Here is a 15348-nt window from a genome sequence, read left to right as displayed (position 1 = left end):
ATAGCCGGGAATGCGGGTGATTGTCCGGTAATCAAGGCGCAGAAGAAACTGCCCCGGCACGAGGGCCGGGGCAGGGGGTGTCACTTGATGCGCTGGCCTGGCTTGGCGCCGCTGTCCGGGCTCAGCAGGTAGATTTCTTCACCGCCAGGGCCGGCAGCCATGACCATGCCCTCGGATACGCCAAAACGCATTTTCCGGGGCTTGAGGTTGGCGACCATCATGGTCAGGCGGCCTTCCAGTTTGGACGGGTCTGGGTAAGCCGACTTGATGCCGGAGAACACGTTGCGGCGCTCGTCACCGATGTCCAGGGTGAGTTGCAGCAGTTTGTCGGCGCCCGGCACGGCTTCGGCTTGGACGATCAGCGCCACGCGCAGGTCGACGGCAGCGAAGGTGTCGAACTCGATTTCTGCCGACAGCGGGTCCTTGGTCAGCTCGCCGTTGCCGGCCGGGGCCTTGGCTTCGGCGGCCAGCAGGTCTTCCTTGCTGGCGGCGACCATGGCTTCGACCTTGGCCGGTTCGATGCGGCTCATCAGGGCCTTGAACGGGTTCAGTTTATGGTTTTCCAGGCGCGACAGGTGGTCGTTCCAGGCCAGCGGGGCAACGTTGAGGAACGCCTCGGCGTCTGCTGCCAGCACCGGCAGTACCGGCTTGAGGAAGATCACCAGCTGGCGGAACAGGTTGATGCCCTGGGCACAAATGGCCTGCACTTCATCCTGTTTGCCTTCCTGCTTGGCCAGCGACCACGGTGCCTTGTCGGCGATCCAGGCGTTGGCGCGGTCGGCCAGCGCCATGATTTCACGCATGGCGCGGCCAAAGTCACGGCCTTCATAGGCTTCGGCGATGGACGGAGCGGCAGCCAGGAAGGCTTCGGTCAGCTCAGGAGCGGCATCACCGCTTACCATCACGCCTTCGTTGCCTTTGTGGATGAAGCCGGCGCAGCGGCTGGCAATGTTCACGACCTTGCCCACCAGGTCGGAGTTGACCTTCTGCACGAAGTCTTCCAGGTTCAGGTCCAGGTCGTCGACGCCACGCCCCAGCTTGGCTGCGTAGTAGTAACGCAGGTATTCCGGCTGCAGGTGATCGAGGTAGGTACGGGCCTTGATGAAGGTGCCGCGCGATTTCGACATCTTCGCGCCGTTGACGGTCAGGTAGCCATGCACGTTGACGGCAGTCGGCTTGCGGAAACCGGCACCTTCGAGCATGGCTGGCCAGAACAGGGCGTGGAAGTTGACGATGTCCTTGCCGATGAAGTGGTACAGCTCGGCCTTGGAGCCTTCGTTCCAGAACGCATCGAAGTCCAGTTCCGGGCGGCGTGCGCAAAGGTTCTTGAAGCTGGCCATGTAGCCGATTGGCGCGTCCAGCCACACGTAGAAGTATTTACCCGGTTCACCCGGGATTTCGAAGCCGAAGTACGGCGCATCGCGGGAAATGTCCCACTCTTGCAAGCCGGAGTCCAGCCATTCGGCCAGTTTGTTGGCTACCGCGTCCTGCAGGGTGCCGCTGCGGGTCCACTGCTGCAGCATGGCCTGGAAGTCTGGCAGCTTGAAGAAGAAGTGCTGGGAGTCACGCAGCACCGGGGTGGCGCCGGAGATCGCCGACTTGGGGGTCTTCAGCTCGGTAGGCGCGTAGGTGGCACCGCATTTTTCGCAGTTGTCGCCGTACTGGTCTTCCGCCGCGCACTTGGGGCAGGTGCCCTTGATGAAACGGTCGGCCAGGAACATGCCCTTTTCCGGGTCGAAGTACTGGGTTACCGAACGGGTGGCGATGTGCCCGGCTTCACGCAGGCGCGTGTAGATCAGGCCCGACAGCTCGCGGTTCTCTTCGCTGTGGGTAGAGTGGAAGTTGTCGAAATCCACCAGGAAATCGGCGAAGTCGCTGCTGTGCTCGGCCTGGACGTTGGCAATCAGCTGCTCCGGGGTGATGCCTTCCTTTTCGGCGCGCAGCATGATGGCCGAGCCGTGGGCGTCGTCGGCGCAGACATAGATGCACTGGTTGCCACGCATTTTCTGGAAGCGGACCCACATGTCTGTCTGGATGTACTCGAGCATATGGCCTAGATGGATGGATCCATTGGCATAGGGCAGGGCGCTGGTGACGAGAATCTGACGTGGCTCGGACATGGTGGCTCGGCTACTTATCTGGCTACGGGGTAAAAATTAAGGGTGATCGGCCACTATAAAGGGCTGGCGAAGATATTTCACCCCGCATGCGCATCTACTGACGATTGACGGGTTAGGATAGGCGCCTGTTTTACATTCAGTTTGCCAATGGGAGTCTCCATGAGTGCCGTCACCCGTGCCGCCGTCGAAGGCGTGCTTCGCCAGTACACCGACCCCTACCTGAACCAGGATCCGGTCAGCGCCGGTTGCGTGCGCGCCATCGACATCCAGGGCGGGCAGGTCAGTGTGCAATTGCAGCTGGGCTATGCCGCAGGTTTGTTCAAGAACGGTTGGGCCCAGGTGTTGCAGACGGCCATCGGCAACCTTGAGGGCGTCAGCAGCGCCCAGGTATCGATCGACTGCGTGGTCGCCGCTCACAAGGCCCAGGCCCAGGTGCCGGCCATGGCCAACGTCAAGAACATCATCGCCGTGGCCTCGGGCAAGGGCGGTGTGGGCAAGTCGACCACTGCGGCCAACCTGGCGCTGGCGCTGGCCCGCGAAGGCGCACGGGTGGGTATTCTCGATGCCGATATCTACGGCCCTAGCCAAGGCGTGATGTTCGGCATTGCCGAAGGCACCCGCCCGCAGATTCGCGAGCAGAAGTGGTTTGTGCCGATCAAGGCCCATGGCGTGGAGGTCATGTCCATGGCCTTCCTCACCGACGACAACACACCGATGGTCTGGCGCGGCCCTATGGTTTCCGGTGCGCTGCTGCAACTGGTCACCCAGACCGCCTGGGATGACCTGGACTACCTGGTCATCGACATGCCGCCGGGTACCGGCGACATTCAGCTGACCTTGGCGCAGAAAGTGCCGGTGGCGGGCTCGGTGATCGTCACCACGCCGCAGGACCTGGCGTTGCTGGATGCCAAGAAGGGTGTGGAGATGTTCCGCAAGGTCAACATCCCGGTGCTGGGTGTGGTCGAGAACATGGCCGTGCACATCTGTTCGAATTGCGGCCATGCCGAGCATCTGTTCGGCGAAGGCGGTGGTGAGAAACTGGCCAGCCAGTATGGCGTTGACCTGCTGGCGTCGTTGCCATTGTCGATGTTGATCCGCGAACAGGCCGACAGCGGCAAGCCGACGGCAATTGCCGAGCCGGAAAGCCAGATTGCCATGGTCTATCAGGAACTGGCCCGCCAGGTAGGCGCGCGGATTGTGCTGCAAGAGGCGGCGGCGCCGGCGATGCCGAGCATTACCATCAGCGAAGACTGATCGGAGACCGAGTCACCTGTTTCGCGGGCTTGCCCGCGAAACAGGTGACTCGGTCTTTCAACCAGGCATAAAAAAACCCGCCAGAGGCGGGTTTTTTTGAAAGCTAGGAAGCTAGATCGACTTAGGCGATCTGAACTTCTTCAGCCTGCATGCCTTTCTGGCCGCGGGTAGCGACGAAAGTAACAGCCTGGCCTTCTTTCAGGGTTTTGAAGCCGTCAGCTTGGATGGCTTTGAAGTGCACGAACAGGTCGTCGCCCGACTGAGGGGTGATGAAGCCGTAGCCTTTCTCATCGTTGAACCACTTAACAACACCGGATTGACGGTTGGACATTTTTCTGTCTCCTTGGACAATTTGATAACGGTCAGGAAAAACCCTGCCCGGGACTGAGCGCAAAGAGAGCAGAAAATTCAGCGATGGGCCGATCAGGATCGTGCATCAAACTAGAGATTCTCGGTGTCACGTGCAGCACAGTGGCGCCACCTTACCCCACTTTCCGCAACCTGCCAATGGTCAGAAGGCGCTTTACGCAAATTCGGATCGACGGCGGCTGCAGCCCCCGCCCGGCGCGGGATGAGGCATAGAACTTTAACCTGGGCGCCGGGACCGGTAAGATGCGCGTCACGATTTTCACCACGCAACTCTTCAGGACACCCCCGCCATGAGCATCAAATCGGACAAGTGGATTCGCCGCATGGCGCAGGAACACGGCATGATCGAACCGTTCGTCGAGCGCCAGGTGCGCGGCGAACAAGACAGCCGGGTGATCTCCTTTGGCGTCTCCAGCTATGGCTACGACGTACGCTGCGCTGACGAATTCAAGGTGTTCACCAACATCAACTCGGCTACCGTCGACCCGAAAAACTTCGATGCCGGCAGCTTCGTCGACATCAAGAGCGACGTGTGCATCATCCCGCCAAACTCTTTTGCCCTGGCGCGCACCGTCGAATACTTCCGCATTCCGCGTGACGTGCTGACCATTTGCCTGGGCAAGAGCACCTACGCCCGTTGCGGCATCATCGTCAACGTCACCCCGCTGGAGCCCGAGTGGGAAGGCCACGTGACGCTGGAGTTCTCCAACACCACCACGCTGCCGGCGAAGATCTACGCCAACGAAGGCGTGGCACAGATGCTGTTCCTGCAGTCTGACGAAGAATGCGAAGTGTCCTACAAGGACCGTGGGGGCAAATACCAGGGCCAGCGCGGCGTCACCCTGCCGCGTACCTGAGCCGACAAGCGCGGGGAATTACCCGCGCCTTTGGCACTCCAACGAAGTAACGCCGGTGCGCATGATGTGCATCGGCTTTCGTCAGGAGCAGCCAATGAAACTCCATCCCGCAATCAGTGCCAAGCTGGCAGGCCTGCAGCCCAACCACGTGGGGTTGTTGCCCTGGTCATTGCTGGCGCACCCGCTGCCCATGCAGGCGGGGGGCGTGCCCCATCAGCCTGACCCCGATACCCCGCAGCCCCCAGAGCCTGGCGAGAGGCCACCCATGGAGCCGGGCGAGCCGACCTTGCCGGATGAGCCGCCGCCAGCACCTGTCGCCTGAACGCCGTTACAGCGGCCAGACGCGCCCTGCGCCAGCCATGTATACCCGGCTGGTGCCGGATGGCGCGATCTTCCAGCCGCCGGTGAACTCTCCGAATGCCGGCAACAGGCTGACGTGAGCGTCGATCAGGAAGCACGGCAGTCGCAGGCGCTGGCGGGCCGTGCCGCGTAGCACAAAGACCGGGTGCACATGGCCGGCCAGCACTGGGTAAGCCGGGTGAGGCGCTGGTTCGTGTTGTAGCGCGAAAGGTTCCAGTATCCAAGGCTCATCCTTGACCTCAATGCGAAGCGATGCAGGTGGATCGCCGGCGTTACGATCATGATTGCCGCGTATCAGCACAATGTTCAGGTACGCGTGGCGCTGCCGCCACGCATGCAGCCTGGCCAGCGTTGCTGGCGCCCGGGCAGTGCGTGCATGGAGGAAGTCCCCGAGGACGATCAGCTGGTCGCAGTCATGGGCTGCCAGCAAGGCATCCAGCCGGGTGAGCGTCGCGTCTGTGGTGCCTCGCGGCACAGGCTGGTGCAGGGCACGATAGCTGGCAGCCTTGCCGATGTGTACGTCGGCCACCAGCAATGCTCGGCGGCTGGGCCAATAGATGGCCTTGTCGGCAAGCAGCCAGAGCACCTGGCCTGCGTGTTCGATGGGCTGGTGACTCATGCCTTGCCCGCCGCTTGTTCCAGTTCTGCAACCATTCGCGCAATCCGGTCTGCCAGCTTCTCGGTACTCAGCGTCTCGCGCATGCCCTCTACCAGCAAAGCGAAGGCCAGCGGCCCCGGTCGCTTCAATACCTGCAGGTCCAGCTTCAGGCCGGCCATTTTCAGCAATTGCCGACGCAGCCGCTCGATCTCCAGCTCCTCGCCCAGCACTTCGTCCCGTGCCTGGCCGAGTAGCAGGTTACCGGCGTCATGCTTGCGAAACACTTCATAGAACAGCCCGCTGGATGCCTGGATCTGTCGAGTGCTCTTCTGTGCCGCCGGGTACCCGCCAAACACCAGCCCGGCAATCTGGGCAATTTCGCGAAAACGCCGCAGTGCCATTTCCCCTGCGTTCAGGCTGGCCAGCACATCTTCCAGCAAGTGCTCGGTACCCAGCGCTTTCGGCAGGTGCGTTGTCCAGTCCACCGGTGCAGGGCTGAGCAGTTCGAACCCGTAGTCGTTGACGGCAATCGATACCGACAGCGGTTGTACGCGGCTGACCCGCCAGGCAATCAGGTTGGCCAGGCCCAGGTTGGCCAGGCGCCCGGCAAAGGGGTACAAGAACACGTGCCAGCCCTGGCGGGACTTGAAAGTCTCGGCCAGCAGCGTGCCGGTGGTCGGCAACGCCGACCACTGTGCCTGCAACGCCAGCAGCGGGCGCACGGTTCGCATCTCCGGGCCGTCAAAGCGGCCATGGGCCGCAGAATCGAGCTGCTCGACCAGGGCGTCGGCCAGTTCGCTCGATAGCGGCATGCGCCCACCGCTCCAGCGTGCCACCGCAGCCTTGCGCGCGGTGCTGCGGCGCACATAGGCGGTCATGTTTTCCACGCGTACCAGTTCCAGCACCCGCCCGGCAAACACGAGCGTGTCGCCGGGACGCAGGCGGGCGATGAACGCTTCTTCGACACTGCCCAGCGTCTTGCCTCCACCGCCCTTGCTCCAGTATTTCAGTTGCAGGTTGGCGTCGCTGACGATGGTGCCGATGCTCATGCGGTGGCGCCGTGCCAGGCGTTCGCTGGCAACCCGGTAAACGCCGTCGGGCCGGGGCTCGACGCGCTGGTAATCCGGGTAGGCGGAAAGTGAACTGCCACCGTGGCAGACGAAGTCCAGCGCCCACTGCCACTGGCTGTCGCGCAACGCGCGGAAGGCCCAGGTGCTGCGCACTTCGGCCAGTAGCTGCTTGGGTCGAAAGCCACTGCCCAAGGCCATGCTGACCAGGTGCTGCACCAGCACGTCCATGCACAGTTGCGGCGAGCAGCGGGCTTCGATGTGCCCGGCCATCAGTGCCTGTCGGGCTGCAGCTGCCTCCACCAGTTCCAGGCTATGGGTAGGCACCAGGGTGATTCGCGAGCGCCGCCCCGGTGCGTGCCCGGAGCGCCCGGCCCGTTGCATCAGGCGGGCGATGCCTTTGGCCGAGCCGATTTGCAGCACCCGTTCCACGGGTAGAAAGTCCACGCCAAGGTCAAGGCTGGACGTGCAGATCACCGCTTTCAGGCTGCCCTGCTTGAGGCTACGTTCCACCCAGTCGCGGGTATCGCGGGCCAGCGAGGCATGGTGCAGGGCAATCAGTCCGGCCCAGTCAGGGCGGGCTTCAAGCAGGGCCTGGTACCAGAGCTCGGCCTGGGCGCGCGTGTTGGTGAACACCAGGCAACTGGCACTGGCCTCGATTTCCCGGCTGACCTGGTCGAGCATCTTCAGGCCCATGTGCCCGGCCCAAGGAAAGCGCTCGATCGCTGTTGGCAACAAGGTATCGACTTGCAGCGCCTTGTCCTGTCGGCCCTGTACCAGCAGGCCGCCTTGCGGCAGCAGAACGTCCCGTGCATGTTGCAGGTTGCCCAGGGTGGCGGATAGGCCCCAGGTCGGCAGGCCTGGATGCCAGTGGCGCAGGTGGGCCAGGGCCAGCTGCAGTTGTACCCCGCGCTTGTTACCCAGCAGTTCGTGCCATTCATCCACGACCACCAGCCGCAGGGTGGCGAAATCTTCGCGGGCCTGTGCGCGCGTCAGCAGCAGCGTCAGGCTCTCGGGCGTGGTGACCAGCACGCTTGGCAGGCGCCGAGCCTGTCGGGCTCGTTCGGCACTGCCTGTGTCACCGCTGCGTACCCCAACGCTCCACGGCAGCGCCAGTTCATCCACGGGCACCTGCAGGGCGCGTGCGGTGTCGGCAGCCAGGGCGCGCATGGGCGTCACCCACACCACCTGCAATGGCGCCGGTTGGCTGCCGTGGGGCTGGGGCTTGAACGCACGAAGCGCGGCGAGCCACACGGCGTAGGTTTTGCCGGCACCGGTACTGGCGTGCAGCAGGCCGGACTCGCCGCGCGCCACAGCCGCCCAAACGCGGCGCTGGAAAGCGAAAGGCTTCCAACCACGCCTGGCAAACCAGGCATTGGCAAGGTCGGTGGCGGCGGGCATGAGGCAAGTGGTCCTTCGAAGGCTGTGCTTCTACAGACCGCCCGCCAGGCGCAATGGTTTTACCGAATCAGTTGCCCAGCAGGTAGCCACTGCGACATACCTGCTCGCCAGCAACATGGGCGATGACCATACCGGAAGTGGCCATGCGCCTTACGCTGCGGGCATACAGCAGGCCCGGTTGGCTGTTGCGCACTGCCGTTACCCGGTCACTGAGCGGGTCGATGACTTCGGCAATCAACTGCCCGGCTTCCAGGTGCTGTCCGGGTTTGGCGTGATACACCAGCAACCCGCCCAGTGGCGTCACTACCGGTTCGACAGCAGCCAGCGGTGTGGCCGGGCTGGGCAAGGGTGGCAGGGCAGGGCTGGCGCCTTCGATAACACCCGCGTGGGTAAGGAAGTCGAGTATCGCCTGGCAGTCTTTGCTGGCCAGGTCATGGCTGACATCGGCCTGGCCGCGCAGTTCGACCGTTACCGAGCAGCAGCCCAGCGGGATCGGGAAGCGCTTGCCGAAGCGTTGCTGCAACTGCCACCAGACCAGGCTGAAACATTCGTCGAACGACTGCCCGCCCGAGTCGGTGGCCAGCAGGCTGGCCTGGGCGCCCAGGTAGCGGGCCAGCGGCTCGATGTGTGGCCAGGAATCGGGTGTGGTGTACAGGTGTTCGACCGCCTCGAAGTCGCAGTGCAGGTCCAGCACCATGTCGGCATCGCAGGCCAGGCGCTGCAGGATCAGGCGCTGGGCTTGCAGCGGTGTGCGGGCCGGGTGCGCGTCCAGCCCACGACGCAGGTATTCGCGGATCAGCTCGACGTTGTGCGCCGGGTTCTGGGTCAGGTGCTCTTCGATCTGGTCGCCGATGCTGTCCGACAGGTCGACGAAGTTGCGGTTGAAGTTCTCGCCGCTTTGCAGCTCGAAGCGCCCCAGCGGTGCATCCAGCAGCACTTGCTCCAGGCCGACCGGGTTGGCCACCGGCACCAGGATGATCTCGCGCTGCAGGCGGCCTTGTTCTTCCAGCGCAATCAGGCGGCGCTTGAGGTGCCATGCCACCAGCATGCCGGGCAGTTCGTCGGCATGCAGGGAAGCCTGGATATAGACTTTGCCGCCACTGCGAGGGCCGAAGTGGAAACTGTGCAACTGGCGGGTGATGCCCGGAACGGGTGAGAGCAGGTCGTGGGTTGAATGGTGCATGGTGGTCCTGGATGCGTGGCGAATACGGTCTGCGACACAGGTCGGCACACTGATAGAAGCATAGTTTTTAGGGTTGCGCCTCAATGGAGCCGCCACCTTTTCAGGCCAGCAGTGCCTGCAAGGTGGCCAGGTCATCCGCCTCTTCCACCGGCTTGTCCAGCCGCCAGCGCAGCATGCGCGGAAAGCGCACGGCAATACCGCTCTTGTGGCGCCTGGACAAGGCAATGCCTTCGAAGCCCAGTTCGAACACCAGCGTAGGCGTTACGCTGCGCACCGGGCCGAAGGTTTCCACCGTGGTCTTGCGGATAATGGCATCGACCTTGCGCATTTCTTCGTCACTGAGCCCCGAATAGGCCTTGGCAAAGGGTACCAATGCTCGCCCCGGGGTGCCGGCCGGTGCGTCCCACACGGCGAAGGTGTAGTCGCTGTACAGGCTTGCACGCCGGCCGTGGCCGCGTTGGGCATAGATCAGCACGGCATCGACGCTGAACGGGTCGATCTTCCATTTCCACCAGGTACCCATATCCTTGGTGCGCCCCACACCGTAAAGGGCCTCGCGTTGCTTGAGCATCAGGCCCTCGACACCCAGGCTGCGCGACTGTTCGCGCTGGTGGGCAAGGTCGGCCCAGTCCGGGCCTGTCAGCAGCGGCGACAGCAGCACGGGGGCAAGCGGGTGCGCATCGACCAAGCGTTCCAGTTGGCTGCGGCGCTCGTGCTGCGGCCGGTTGCGCCAGTCTTCGCCTTGCCACTCCAGCAGGTCGTAGGCCTGCAACACCACCGGTGCGTCGGTCAGCAATTGCTTGCCCAGCGTTTTGCGCCCCAGGCGCTGCTGTAGCAAGGAAAAAGGCTGCACGGCCAGTTCAGCCCCCGTATCACCTGGCTTCCAGACCAGAATCTCGCCGTCGAGCACCACGCCATCGGGTAGCGTCTGCGCCAGGCTGTGCAGTTCCGGGAAGCGCTCGGTCACCAGCTCTTCGCCGCGCGACCACACCCACAGCTGGCCCTCGCGCTTGACCACCTGGGCGCGAATGCCGTCCCACTTCCACTCGATTTGCCAGCTGCCTGGCGGCCCGAGCAAAGTATCGAACTGGTCGATAGAGGCTTGTAGCGGGTGGGCCAGGAAGAATGGGTAGGGCTGGCCGCCGCGCTGGCGATGCTCATCGGCGGACTCCGGGGCGATCAGCTTCTGGTAGCTGGCTGCGGTAGGGCGATGGCCAATATCGGTGTAACCGACCAGGCGCTGGGCCACGCGCTTGGCGTCCAACCCGGCCAGTTGCGCCAGGGCGCGGGTGACCAGCAACTTCGATACGCCCACGCGAAAACTGCCGGTGATCAGCTTCAGGCACAGCATCAGGCTGGGGCGATCCAGCTGCGCCCAGAGCGGCTGCAGGCGCTGCTGAACCTGCTCAGGCGGTAGCCCGCGCAGGGGCAGCAAATGCTGCTCCACCCAGGTGGCAAGGCCTTCATCGCTGCCATCGGCGTGTATGGGTAGCAACAGCGAAATGGTTTCGGCCAGGTCACCCACTGCCTGATAGCTTTCTTCGAAGAGCCAGTCCGGCAACCCGGCCTGAGCCGTTGCCTGTGCGCGCAACACGCGAGTGGGCACCAGCTGGCGCGGGCGCCCGCCGGCCAGAAAGTACACGGCCCAGGCGGCATCCTCGGCGGGGGCATTGGCGAAATAGTCGCGCAGTGCCTCAAGCTTGGCGTTGCTGGACGTGGTCGCATCCAGGCGCAGGTACAACGTGGCAAAGGCTTTCATGGTGTGGGTTCGGCCGTGACGACGTCGTCTTCGTCGCCGTATTCGGTGGCGAAGGCGCGGGCATCGAGGCCTTGTTCGTTGAGGTAGCGCACCAGCACGTTGACCGAGCCATGGGTGACCATCACCCGTTCGGCGCCGGTCTGGCCGATTGCCCACAGCAGACCGGGCCAGTCGGCATGGTCCGAGAGGACGAAGCCCCGGTCCACACCGCGCCGCCGGCGGGTGCCGCGCAGCAGCATCCAGCCACTGGCGAAGGCATCGCTGTACTCGCCGAAGCGGCGCATCCAGCTACTGCCGCTGGCCGACGGGGGCGCCAGGACCAGCGCTTGGCGCAGCAGTGGGTCGTTGCGCGTTATATCGCCGGCGTAGAGGGTTTTCGGCAGGTGGATACCGGCGTCCCGGTACACCCGGTTGAGCGGCTCGACGGCGCCGTGTACGAGTATCGGGCCGATGCTGGCGTCCAGCCCATGCAAAATCCGCTGGGCCTTGCCGAAGGCATAGCAGAACAGCACGCTGGCCTTGCCCTGGTTGCTGTTGGTCCGCCACCAGGTATTGATGTCGGCGAAGACCTCAGCCTGGATGGGCCAGCGATAAATGGGCAGGCCGAACGTCGACTCGGTGATGAAGGTGTGGCACGGCACGGGTTCGAAGGGCGTACAGGTGCCATCGGGCTCTACCTTGTAGTCACCGGACGCGACCCAGACTTCACCTTGGTACTCCAGGCGCACCTGTGCCGAACCCAGCACGTGTCCGGCCGGGTGCAGGCTCAGGGTCACACCATGGTGAAGCAGGCGCTCACCGTAGGGCAGGGTCTGCAAATCGATGCCCTGGCCCAACCGGCTACGCAGAATGCCGGCACCTGGGCTGGCGGTCAGATAATGGCCATTGCCGGTACGTGCATGGTCACCGTGGCCATGGGTGATCACGGCGCGGTCCACGGGCCGCCAAGGGTCGATGTAGAAATCACCGGGCGGGCAGTAGAGGCCTTCGGGGCGGGCGATGACAAGGTCCATAGGGCGAGCGCGGGTTGCCGAGAATACCTGTTAAGAGCTCGGAACGGTCTCGGGAGTTCGAACGGTTTTACTTGGCGAAATGGACTACACGCCATTCAGAAATGCCGAACGGCCTTTTGCGGTTAACTGTGTGTGGTTGAACGGGTGCAACAAAAATGTTGCGATCTGCTGGCGCGTCATGCACATTGACTCTACGAAGGCCTGCATGAAATACAGTGAATTCCGCCGATGGCTGCGTAGCCAAGGCGCTACGTTCGTGGCTGCCAAGGGCAGTCATTTCAAGGTTTACCTGGGTAATCGCCAGACGATTTTCCCGGACCATGGTGCGAAGGAAATAAGCGAAGGCCTGAGAAAGAAAATCCTGAAAGACTTGGGATTGAACGCATGAAGGGTTCAGAGAGGCATGTGATGATATTCGAGTATCCGGTGGTTGTTCATCAGGAAGGCGGTAGTGTCTGGGTGAGTTGTCCCGATGTGCCAGAGATGGCCTGCGCGGGTGATACTTCGGAGGAAGCATTGTTCGATGCGGTGGATGCCTTGGAGTCTGCGCTTTCGTTCTATGTGGATCAGAAACAGGCTATCCCTCTACCTTCAGCGCCTGCGGCTGGCCAGCCCGTGGTACGCCTGCCAGCCCTGACGGCAGCGAAGGCGGCGCTGTGGAATACGATGGTGGGACAAAAAATCAGCAAGACCGAGATGGCACGCCGGCTAGGGGTAAATCGTCCCCAGGTCGATCGTCTGGTCGATCTGTTGCATCGCTCGAAAATCGAGCAGGTTGAGCATGCCTTGCATGTGTTGGGACAGCGGATCGAGCTTTCAGTCGTCGCTGTTTAAAGCCCGAGCCGCCACAGCTGGCGGCTCGGACCGAGGGCTTACTTGCCAGGCACCAAGGTCAAGCGCTGGCTGCCATACGCCCGCCCGAAGTTCTGCTGCTGCAGCGGCAGGCTCATGAACCGGCCTTTGAACCAGGCATCCAGTCCGTCGTTGTAGTGCGCGCTTGCCGGGTTACCGGACTGGCCGCTGCTGGTCAGCACCTGCAACGGTTCGGGCTGGCCGAAGTCGACGATCATCCGCGTCGAGGCCGGCAGGCGGGTGTCGAAGTCGCTGCCCCAGGCGTATGGCGTCAGGGCCAGGGTGGTGAAGTCGCCACCTGCAGCCAGTGGTGAGCGGCTGATGGCTTCACCCAGGCCATGGTAGGCCGGTGCTGGCCAGCGGTACTGGTGCAGCTTGCCCCACTGCCAGGCGCGGCGGTCGGCGCCCAGTTGCGCGATCCCGGCGTCCATTGCTCCCGCCAGGCTGCGGGCGAGAATGGTAGGCTTGTCTTCTTTTTGTGGGGTGTTGCGGTCATCCCAGAACGGGCTGTCGTCGCGGCCCAGCAGGTGATCGGCCTGGGCCGAAAACGACAAGCGGGCATTGCTGACGAACGCCTGCCAGGCCGGGCCGGATTCCGGGCCCAGGTCGTCGAGGAAGGTTTGCCGCGTTACCTCTTGCAAGAACAGCTCGTACAGCGCGGCATCCGCCGACACTGGGCTCAGTCGGCCATCGAAGGCCTTGAGCCGGGCCAGCGTGTCGCGGGCCTTGTCGCGTTGTGCGGCAGGCAGGGCGTCGATCGCCTGCTTCAAGGGCTGGGCCATGCCGGGGGCGTCGAACATCTGCTTGAGCTTGTCGGCCAGCAGGGTCACCTGGTCGTTCTGCAGGGCCATCAGGCTGCGGCTGTCGTGGCGGCCATTGCCGGCCAGTTGGGCCAGGCGCTCGGCGCGCTCAGGGTAGTACCAGGTGCTGGACAGCTGCATGCCGTAGCCGCGCGGCAGGCTGCGCTGGTTGGCGTGGCCGATCCAGCCAGCAGGCGGGTCCTGGTCGTACGGGTGCAGCATCGGGTCGGCATAGCCATCCCAGTCGTAGCGCCCGTCCCAGCCCGGCGAGGGCAGCAGGCCCTGGCCTTCGCGGCGGTTGGGGTAGCGGCCACTGACTTGCCAGCCGATGTGCTCCGGCTCGGCGAAGACAAAATTGAGGGCCGCGGCGGTCACTTCGCGGGTACTGTCGAAGGCGCGTTCCACGTTCCTGGCCCGGGTCAGGTCGAACAGCGCATCCAGGCTGCGGTCGCCTTTGAACTGCGGCAGGTTCAGCGCCAGGCCCAGGCTGGCGTTGTCTGGCTGGGCCAGCAGGGTGCCGTGGCGGGTGTCATACATCACCTCGCGCAGCGGGCGCTGGCCTCGGACGAAGAACGTTTCGCTACGGGCGCGGGCCGGCAGCCATTTGCCGTCGGCCAGGTAGCTCAGCTGGCTGCCTTGACGACGCAGTTGCTCCAGGAACAGGTCCTGGTTGTCGGCCATCACGGCGCTGCTGCTCCAGGCCAGTTTGCCGTTGTAACCGGCCAGCACGATCGGCAAGCCCGGCAACGACAGGCCGGCAACCTGGTACTTGCCGGTGTGGATCTGTACCGGGCTCAGGGCCCAGGCAGCGCGGCTGTCGCTGGCCAGCAGGCTCTTGCCACTGCGGCTGCGCTGCGGGGCCAGGGCCAGGTTGGCCGAGCCCGGGCTGCCGAGCAGGTCGAGGTCGGCCAGTTTCTGGCTGGCGGCCGCCAGCGCTGGCAGGCCAGGCAGCTGGCTGGCCAGGTTCAGGCCCTTGAGCTTGTCCACCTCGCCTTCGGCCAATGGCTCGTCCGGGGCGCCTGGCAGCAGCCAGGCCAGCTTGTCGCTGCCGGCTTTCTGCGCGAGGGTCAGGGCACTCAATTCTTCCTGCAGGTTCACCGATTGGCTGAACGCGTACAAGTTGAAGATCAGCGCCGAGTCTTCGGGCTTCCAGTATTCCGGGCGATAGCCACTGCTGGCCAGGCCGGCCGGCAGCTTGTCGCGGTAGCGGAACAGGTAGGCGTTGACCCCGCGTGCGTACACTTCGAAAAAGCGCTTGAGCCGTGGCGAGGCGTCGGCGTACTGCTGGGCGGCGCTTTGCTTGAGGTTGGCCGCGCGCATCAGGCGGTCGATGTCCAGCGCTTCGCTGCCGGCCAGTTCGGCCAGGCGGCCTTGGGCCAGCAGGCGCATGGCGACCATCTGCTCGATGCGGTCACCGGCATGCACATAGCCCAGGCTGAACAGCGCATCATGGAAGCTGCTGCTTTCGATCAGTGGCGCACCCATGGCATTGCGGCGTACTGAAACATTCTGCGCCAGGCCCTTGAGCGGCTGCACGCCACTGGTCGGTGGCACGCTGTCCTGGTAGCCGCCCGTCTGGCAGCCGGCCAGCCCGAGCATGCCGAGCAGCGTGGCAGCGGTTGCGAACCGCGGGCGGAAGGGAGGAAAGGCGGGGGCGGCCATGACAAGGGCTCCTGCAAGGCGTGGCGGGTTTCGAAAGGCGCTAAGGTAGTAAG

General features: G+C 63.9%; 13 protein-coding genes. 5 read left to right on the top strand and 8 right to left on the bottom strand.

Going from position 1 to position 15348, the window contains the following annotated elements:
- Nucleotides 1-80: 80 nt before the first annotated feature.
- Nucleotides 81-2120 (bottom strand): methionine--tRNA ligase, encoded by a 2040-nt coding sequence (gene metG / locus N436_RS03500; protein ID WP_110740441.1) that lies wholly within the window; start codon nt 2118-2120, stop codon nt 81-83.
- A 159-nt stretch (nt 2121-2279) separates the two neighbouring features.
- On the opposite strand from metG, the gene apbC reads away from it, so the two are divergent.
- Nucleotides 2280-3374: an iron-sulfur cluster carrier protein ApbC gene (gene apbC, locus N436_RS03495; protein WP_016713757.1), complete on the top strand. Its 1095-nt coding sequence runs from the start codon at nt 2280-2282 to the stop codon at nt 3372-3374.
- A gap of 121 nt (nt 3375-3495) precedes the next feature.
- Here the strand turns inward: apbC and N436_RS03490 are convergent, their stop codons facing one another.
- Nucleotides 3496-3705 carry a cold-shock protein gene (locus N436_RS03490; RefSeq protein ID WP_003254922.1) on the bottom strand — a complete coding sequence of 70 codons (210 nt, stop codon included), beginning with the start codon at nt 3703-3705 and terminating at the stop codon, nt 3496-3498.
- A gap of 328 nt (nt 3706-4033) precedes the next feature.
- Between N436_RS03490 and dcd the strand changes: the two genes are divergently transcribed.
- Both dcd and N436_RS03480 read left to right on the top strand, forming a co-directional pair.
- Nucleotides 4034-4600 (top strand): dCTP deaminase, encoded by a 567-nt coding sequence (gene dcd, locus N436_RS03485; protein WP_003258001.1) that lies wholly within the window; start codon nt 4034-4036, stop codon nt 4598-4600.
- Between the two features lie 94 nt (nt 4601-4694).
- Nucleotides 4695-4922 carry a hypothetical protein gene (locus N436_RS03480; RefSeq protein ID WP_016713758.1) on the top strand — a complete coding sequence of 76 codons (228 nt, stop codon included), beginning with the start codon at nt 4695-4697 and terminating at the stop codon, nt 4920-4922.
- A 6-nt stretch (nt 4923-4928) separates the two neighbouring features.
- On the opposite strand, the gene pdeM is transcribed toward N436_RS03480, so the two are convergent.
- The 5 genes from pdeM to N436_RS03455 form a co-directional block, all read right to left on the bottom strand.
- Entirely contained in the window at nt 4929-5579 is a 651-nt protein-coding gene (gene pdeM, locus N436_RS03475) for a ligase-associated DNA damage response endonuclease PdeM (RefSeq protein ID WP_110740440.1), read from the bottom strand.
- Nucleotides 5576-8026 (bottom strand): ligase-associated DNA damage response DEXH box helicase, encoded by a 2451-nt coding sequence (locus N436_RS03470; protein ID WP_110740439.1) that lies wholly within the window; start codon nt 8024-8026, stop codon nt 5576-5578. The genes pdeM and N436_RS03470 overlap by 4 nt, the downstream gene beginning before the upstream one ends.
- Before the next feature lie 67 nt (nt 8027-8093).
- Nucleotides 8094-9209, bottom strand: a complete 1116-nt coding sequence (locus tag N436_RS03465) for a succinylglutamate desuccinylase/aspartoacylase family protein (protein WP_110740438.1) — start codon at nt 9207-9209, stop codon at nt 8094-8096.
- Nucleotides 9210-9309: 100 nt separating this feature from the next.
- Nucleotides 9310-10968 carry an ATP-dependent DNA ligase gene (locus N436_RS03460; protein WP_110740437.1) on the bottom strand — a complete coding sequence of 553 codons (1659 nt, stop codon included), beginning with the start codon at nt 10966-10968 and terminating at the stop codon, nt 9310-9312.
- Nucleotides 10965-11981: a ligase-associated DNA damage response exonuclease gene (locus tag N436_RS03455; RefSeq protein WP_110740436.1), complete on the bottom strand. Its 1017-nt coding sequence runs from the start codon at nt 11979-11981 to the stop codon at nt 10965-10967. The genes N436_RS03460 and N436_RS03455 overlap by 4 nt, the downstream gene beginning before the upstream one ends.
- Nucleotides 11982-12186: 205 nt before the next feature.
- Between N436_RS03455 and N436_RS03450 the strand changes: the two genes are divergently transcribed.
- A complete protein-coding gene (locus N436_RS03450) occupies nt 12187-12369 on the top strand; it encodes a type II toxin-antitoxin system HicA family toxin (RefSeq protein WP_110740625.1) in 183 nt (60 codons plus the stop codon).
- Nucleotides 12366-12815: a type II toxin-antitoxin system HicB family antitoxin gene (locus tag N436_RS03445; RefSeq protein WP_256589612.1), complete on the top strand. Its 450-nt coding sequence runs from the start codon at nt 12366-12368 to the stop codon at nt 12813-12815. The genes N436_RS03450 and N436_RS03445 overlap by 4 nt, the downstream gene beginning before the upstream one ends.
- Before the next feature lie 38 nt (nt 12816-12853).
- Here the strand turns inward: N436_RS03445 and N436_RS03440 are convergent, their stop codons facing one another.
- Nucleotides 12854-15295, bottom strand: coding sequence for a penicillin acylase family protein (locus tag N436_RS03440; protein ID WP_110740435.1), 2442 nt, complete (start codon nt 15293-15295; stop codon nt 12854-12856).
- Nucleotides 15296-15348: the final 53 nt, after the last annotated feature.

It is taken from the genome of Pseudomonas sp. RV120224-01b (genome assembly GCF_003208145.1).
GTDB lineage: Bacteria > Pseudomonadota > Gammaproteobacteria > Pseudomonadales > Pseudomonadaceae > Aquipseudomonas > Aquipseudomonas monteilii.
Note: the sequence above shows the minus strand (reverse complement) of the source record. Positions and strands in the feature narration are given on the sequence as shown.

Excerpts from the sequence above, each read along its gene's own strand:
- N436_RS03470 (WP_110740439.1), bottom strand. The coding sequence starts at position 8,026 with ATGCCCGCCGCCACCGACCTTGCCAATGCCTGGTTTGCCAGGCGTGGT.
- N436_RS03455 (WP_110740436.1), bottom strand. The coding sequence starts at position 11,981 with ATGGACCTTGTCATCGCCCGCCCCGAAGGCCTCTACTGCCCGCCCGGT.
- N436_RS03465 (WP_110740438.1), bottom strand. The coding sequence starts at position 9,209 with ATGCACCATTCAACCCACGACCTGCTCTCACCCGTTCCGGGCATCACC.
- metG (WP_110740441.1), bottom strand. The coding sequence starts at position 2,120 with ATGTCCGAGCCACGTCAGATTCTCGTCACCAGCGCCCTGCCCTATGCC.
- pdeM (WP_110740440.1), bottom strand. The coding sequence starts at position 5,579 with ATGAGTCACCAGCCCATCGAACACGCAGGCCAGGTGCTCTGGCTGCTT.
- N436_RS03460 (WP_110740437.1), bottom strand. The coding sequence starts at position 10,968 with ATGAAAGCCTTTGCCACGTTGTACCTGCGCCTGGATGCGACCACGTCC.
- N436_RS03445 (WP_256589612.1), top strand. The coding sequence starts at position 12,366 with ATGAAGGGTTCAGAGAGGCATGTGATGATATTCGAGTATCCGGTGGTT.
- N436_RS03480 (WP_016713758.1), top strand. The coding sequence starts at position 4,695 with ATGAAACTCCATCCCGCAATCAGTGCCAAGCTGGCAGGCCTGCAGCCC.
- N436_RS03450 (WP_110740625.1), top strand. The coding sequence starts at position 12,187 with ATGAAATACAGTGAATTCCGCCGATGGCTGCGTAGCCAAGGCGCTACG.
- N436_RS03490 (WP_003254922.1), bottom strand. The coding sequence starts at position 3,705 with ATGTCCAACCGTCAATCCGGTGTTGTTAAGTGGTTCAACGATGAGAAA.
- dcd (WP_003258001.1), top strand. The coding sequence starts at position 4,034 with ATGAGCATCAAATCGGACAAGTGGATTCGCCGCATGGCGCAGGAACAC.
- apbC (WP_016713757.1), top strand. The coding sequence starts at position 2,280 with ATGAGTGCCGTCACCCGTGCCGCCGTCGAAGGCGTGCTTCGCCAGTAC.
- N436_RS03440 (WP_110740435.1), bottom strand. The coding sequence starts at position 15,295 with ATGGCCGCCCCCGCCTTTCCTCCCTTCCGCCCGCGGTTCGCAACCGCT.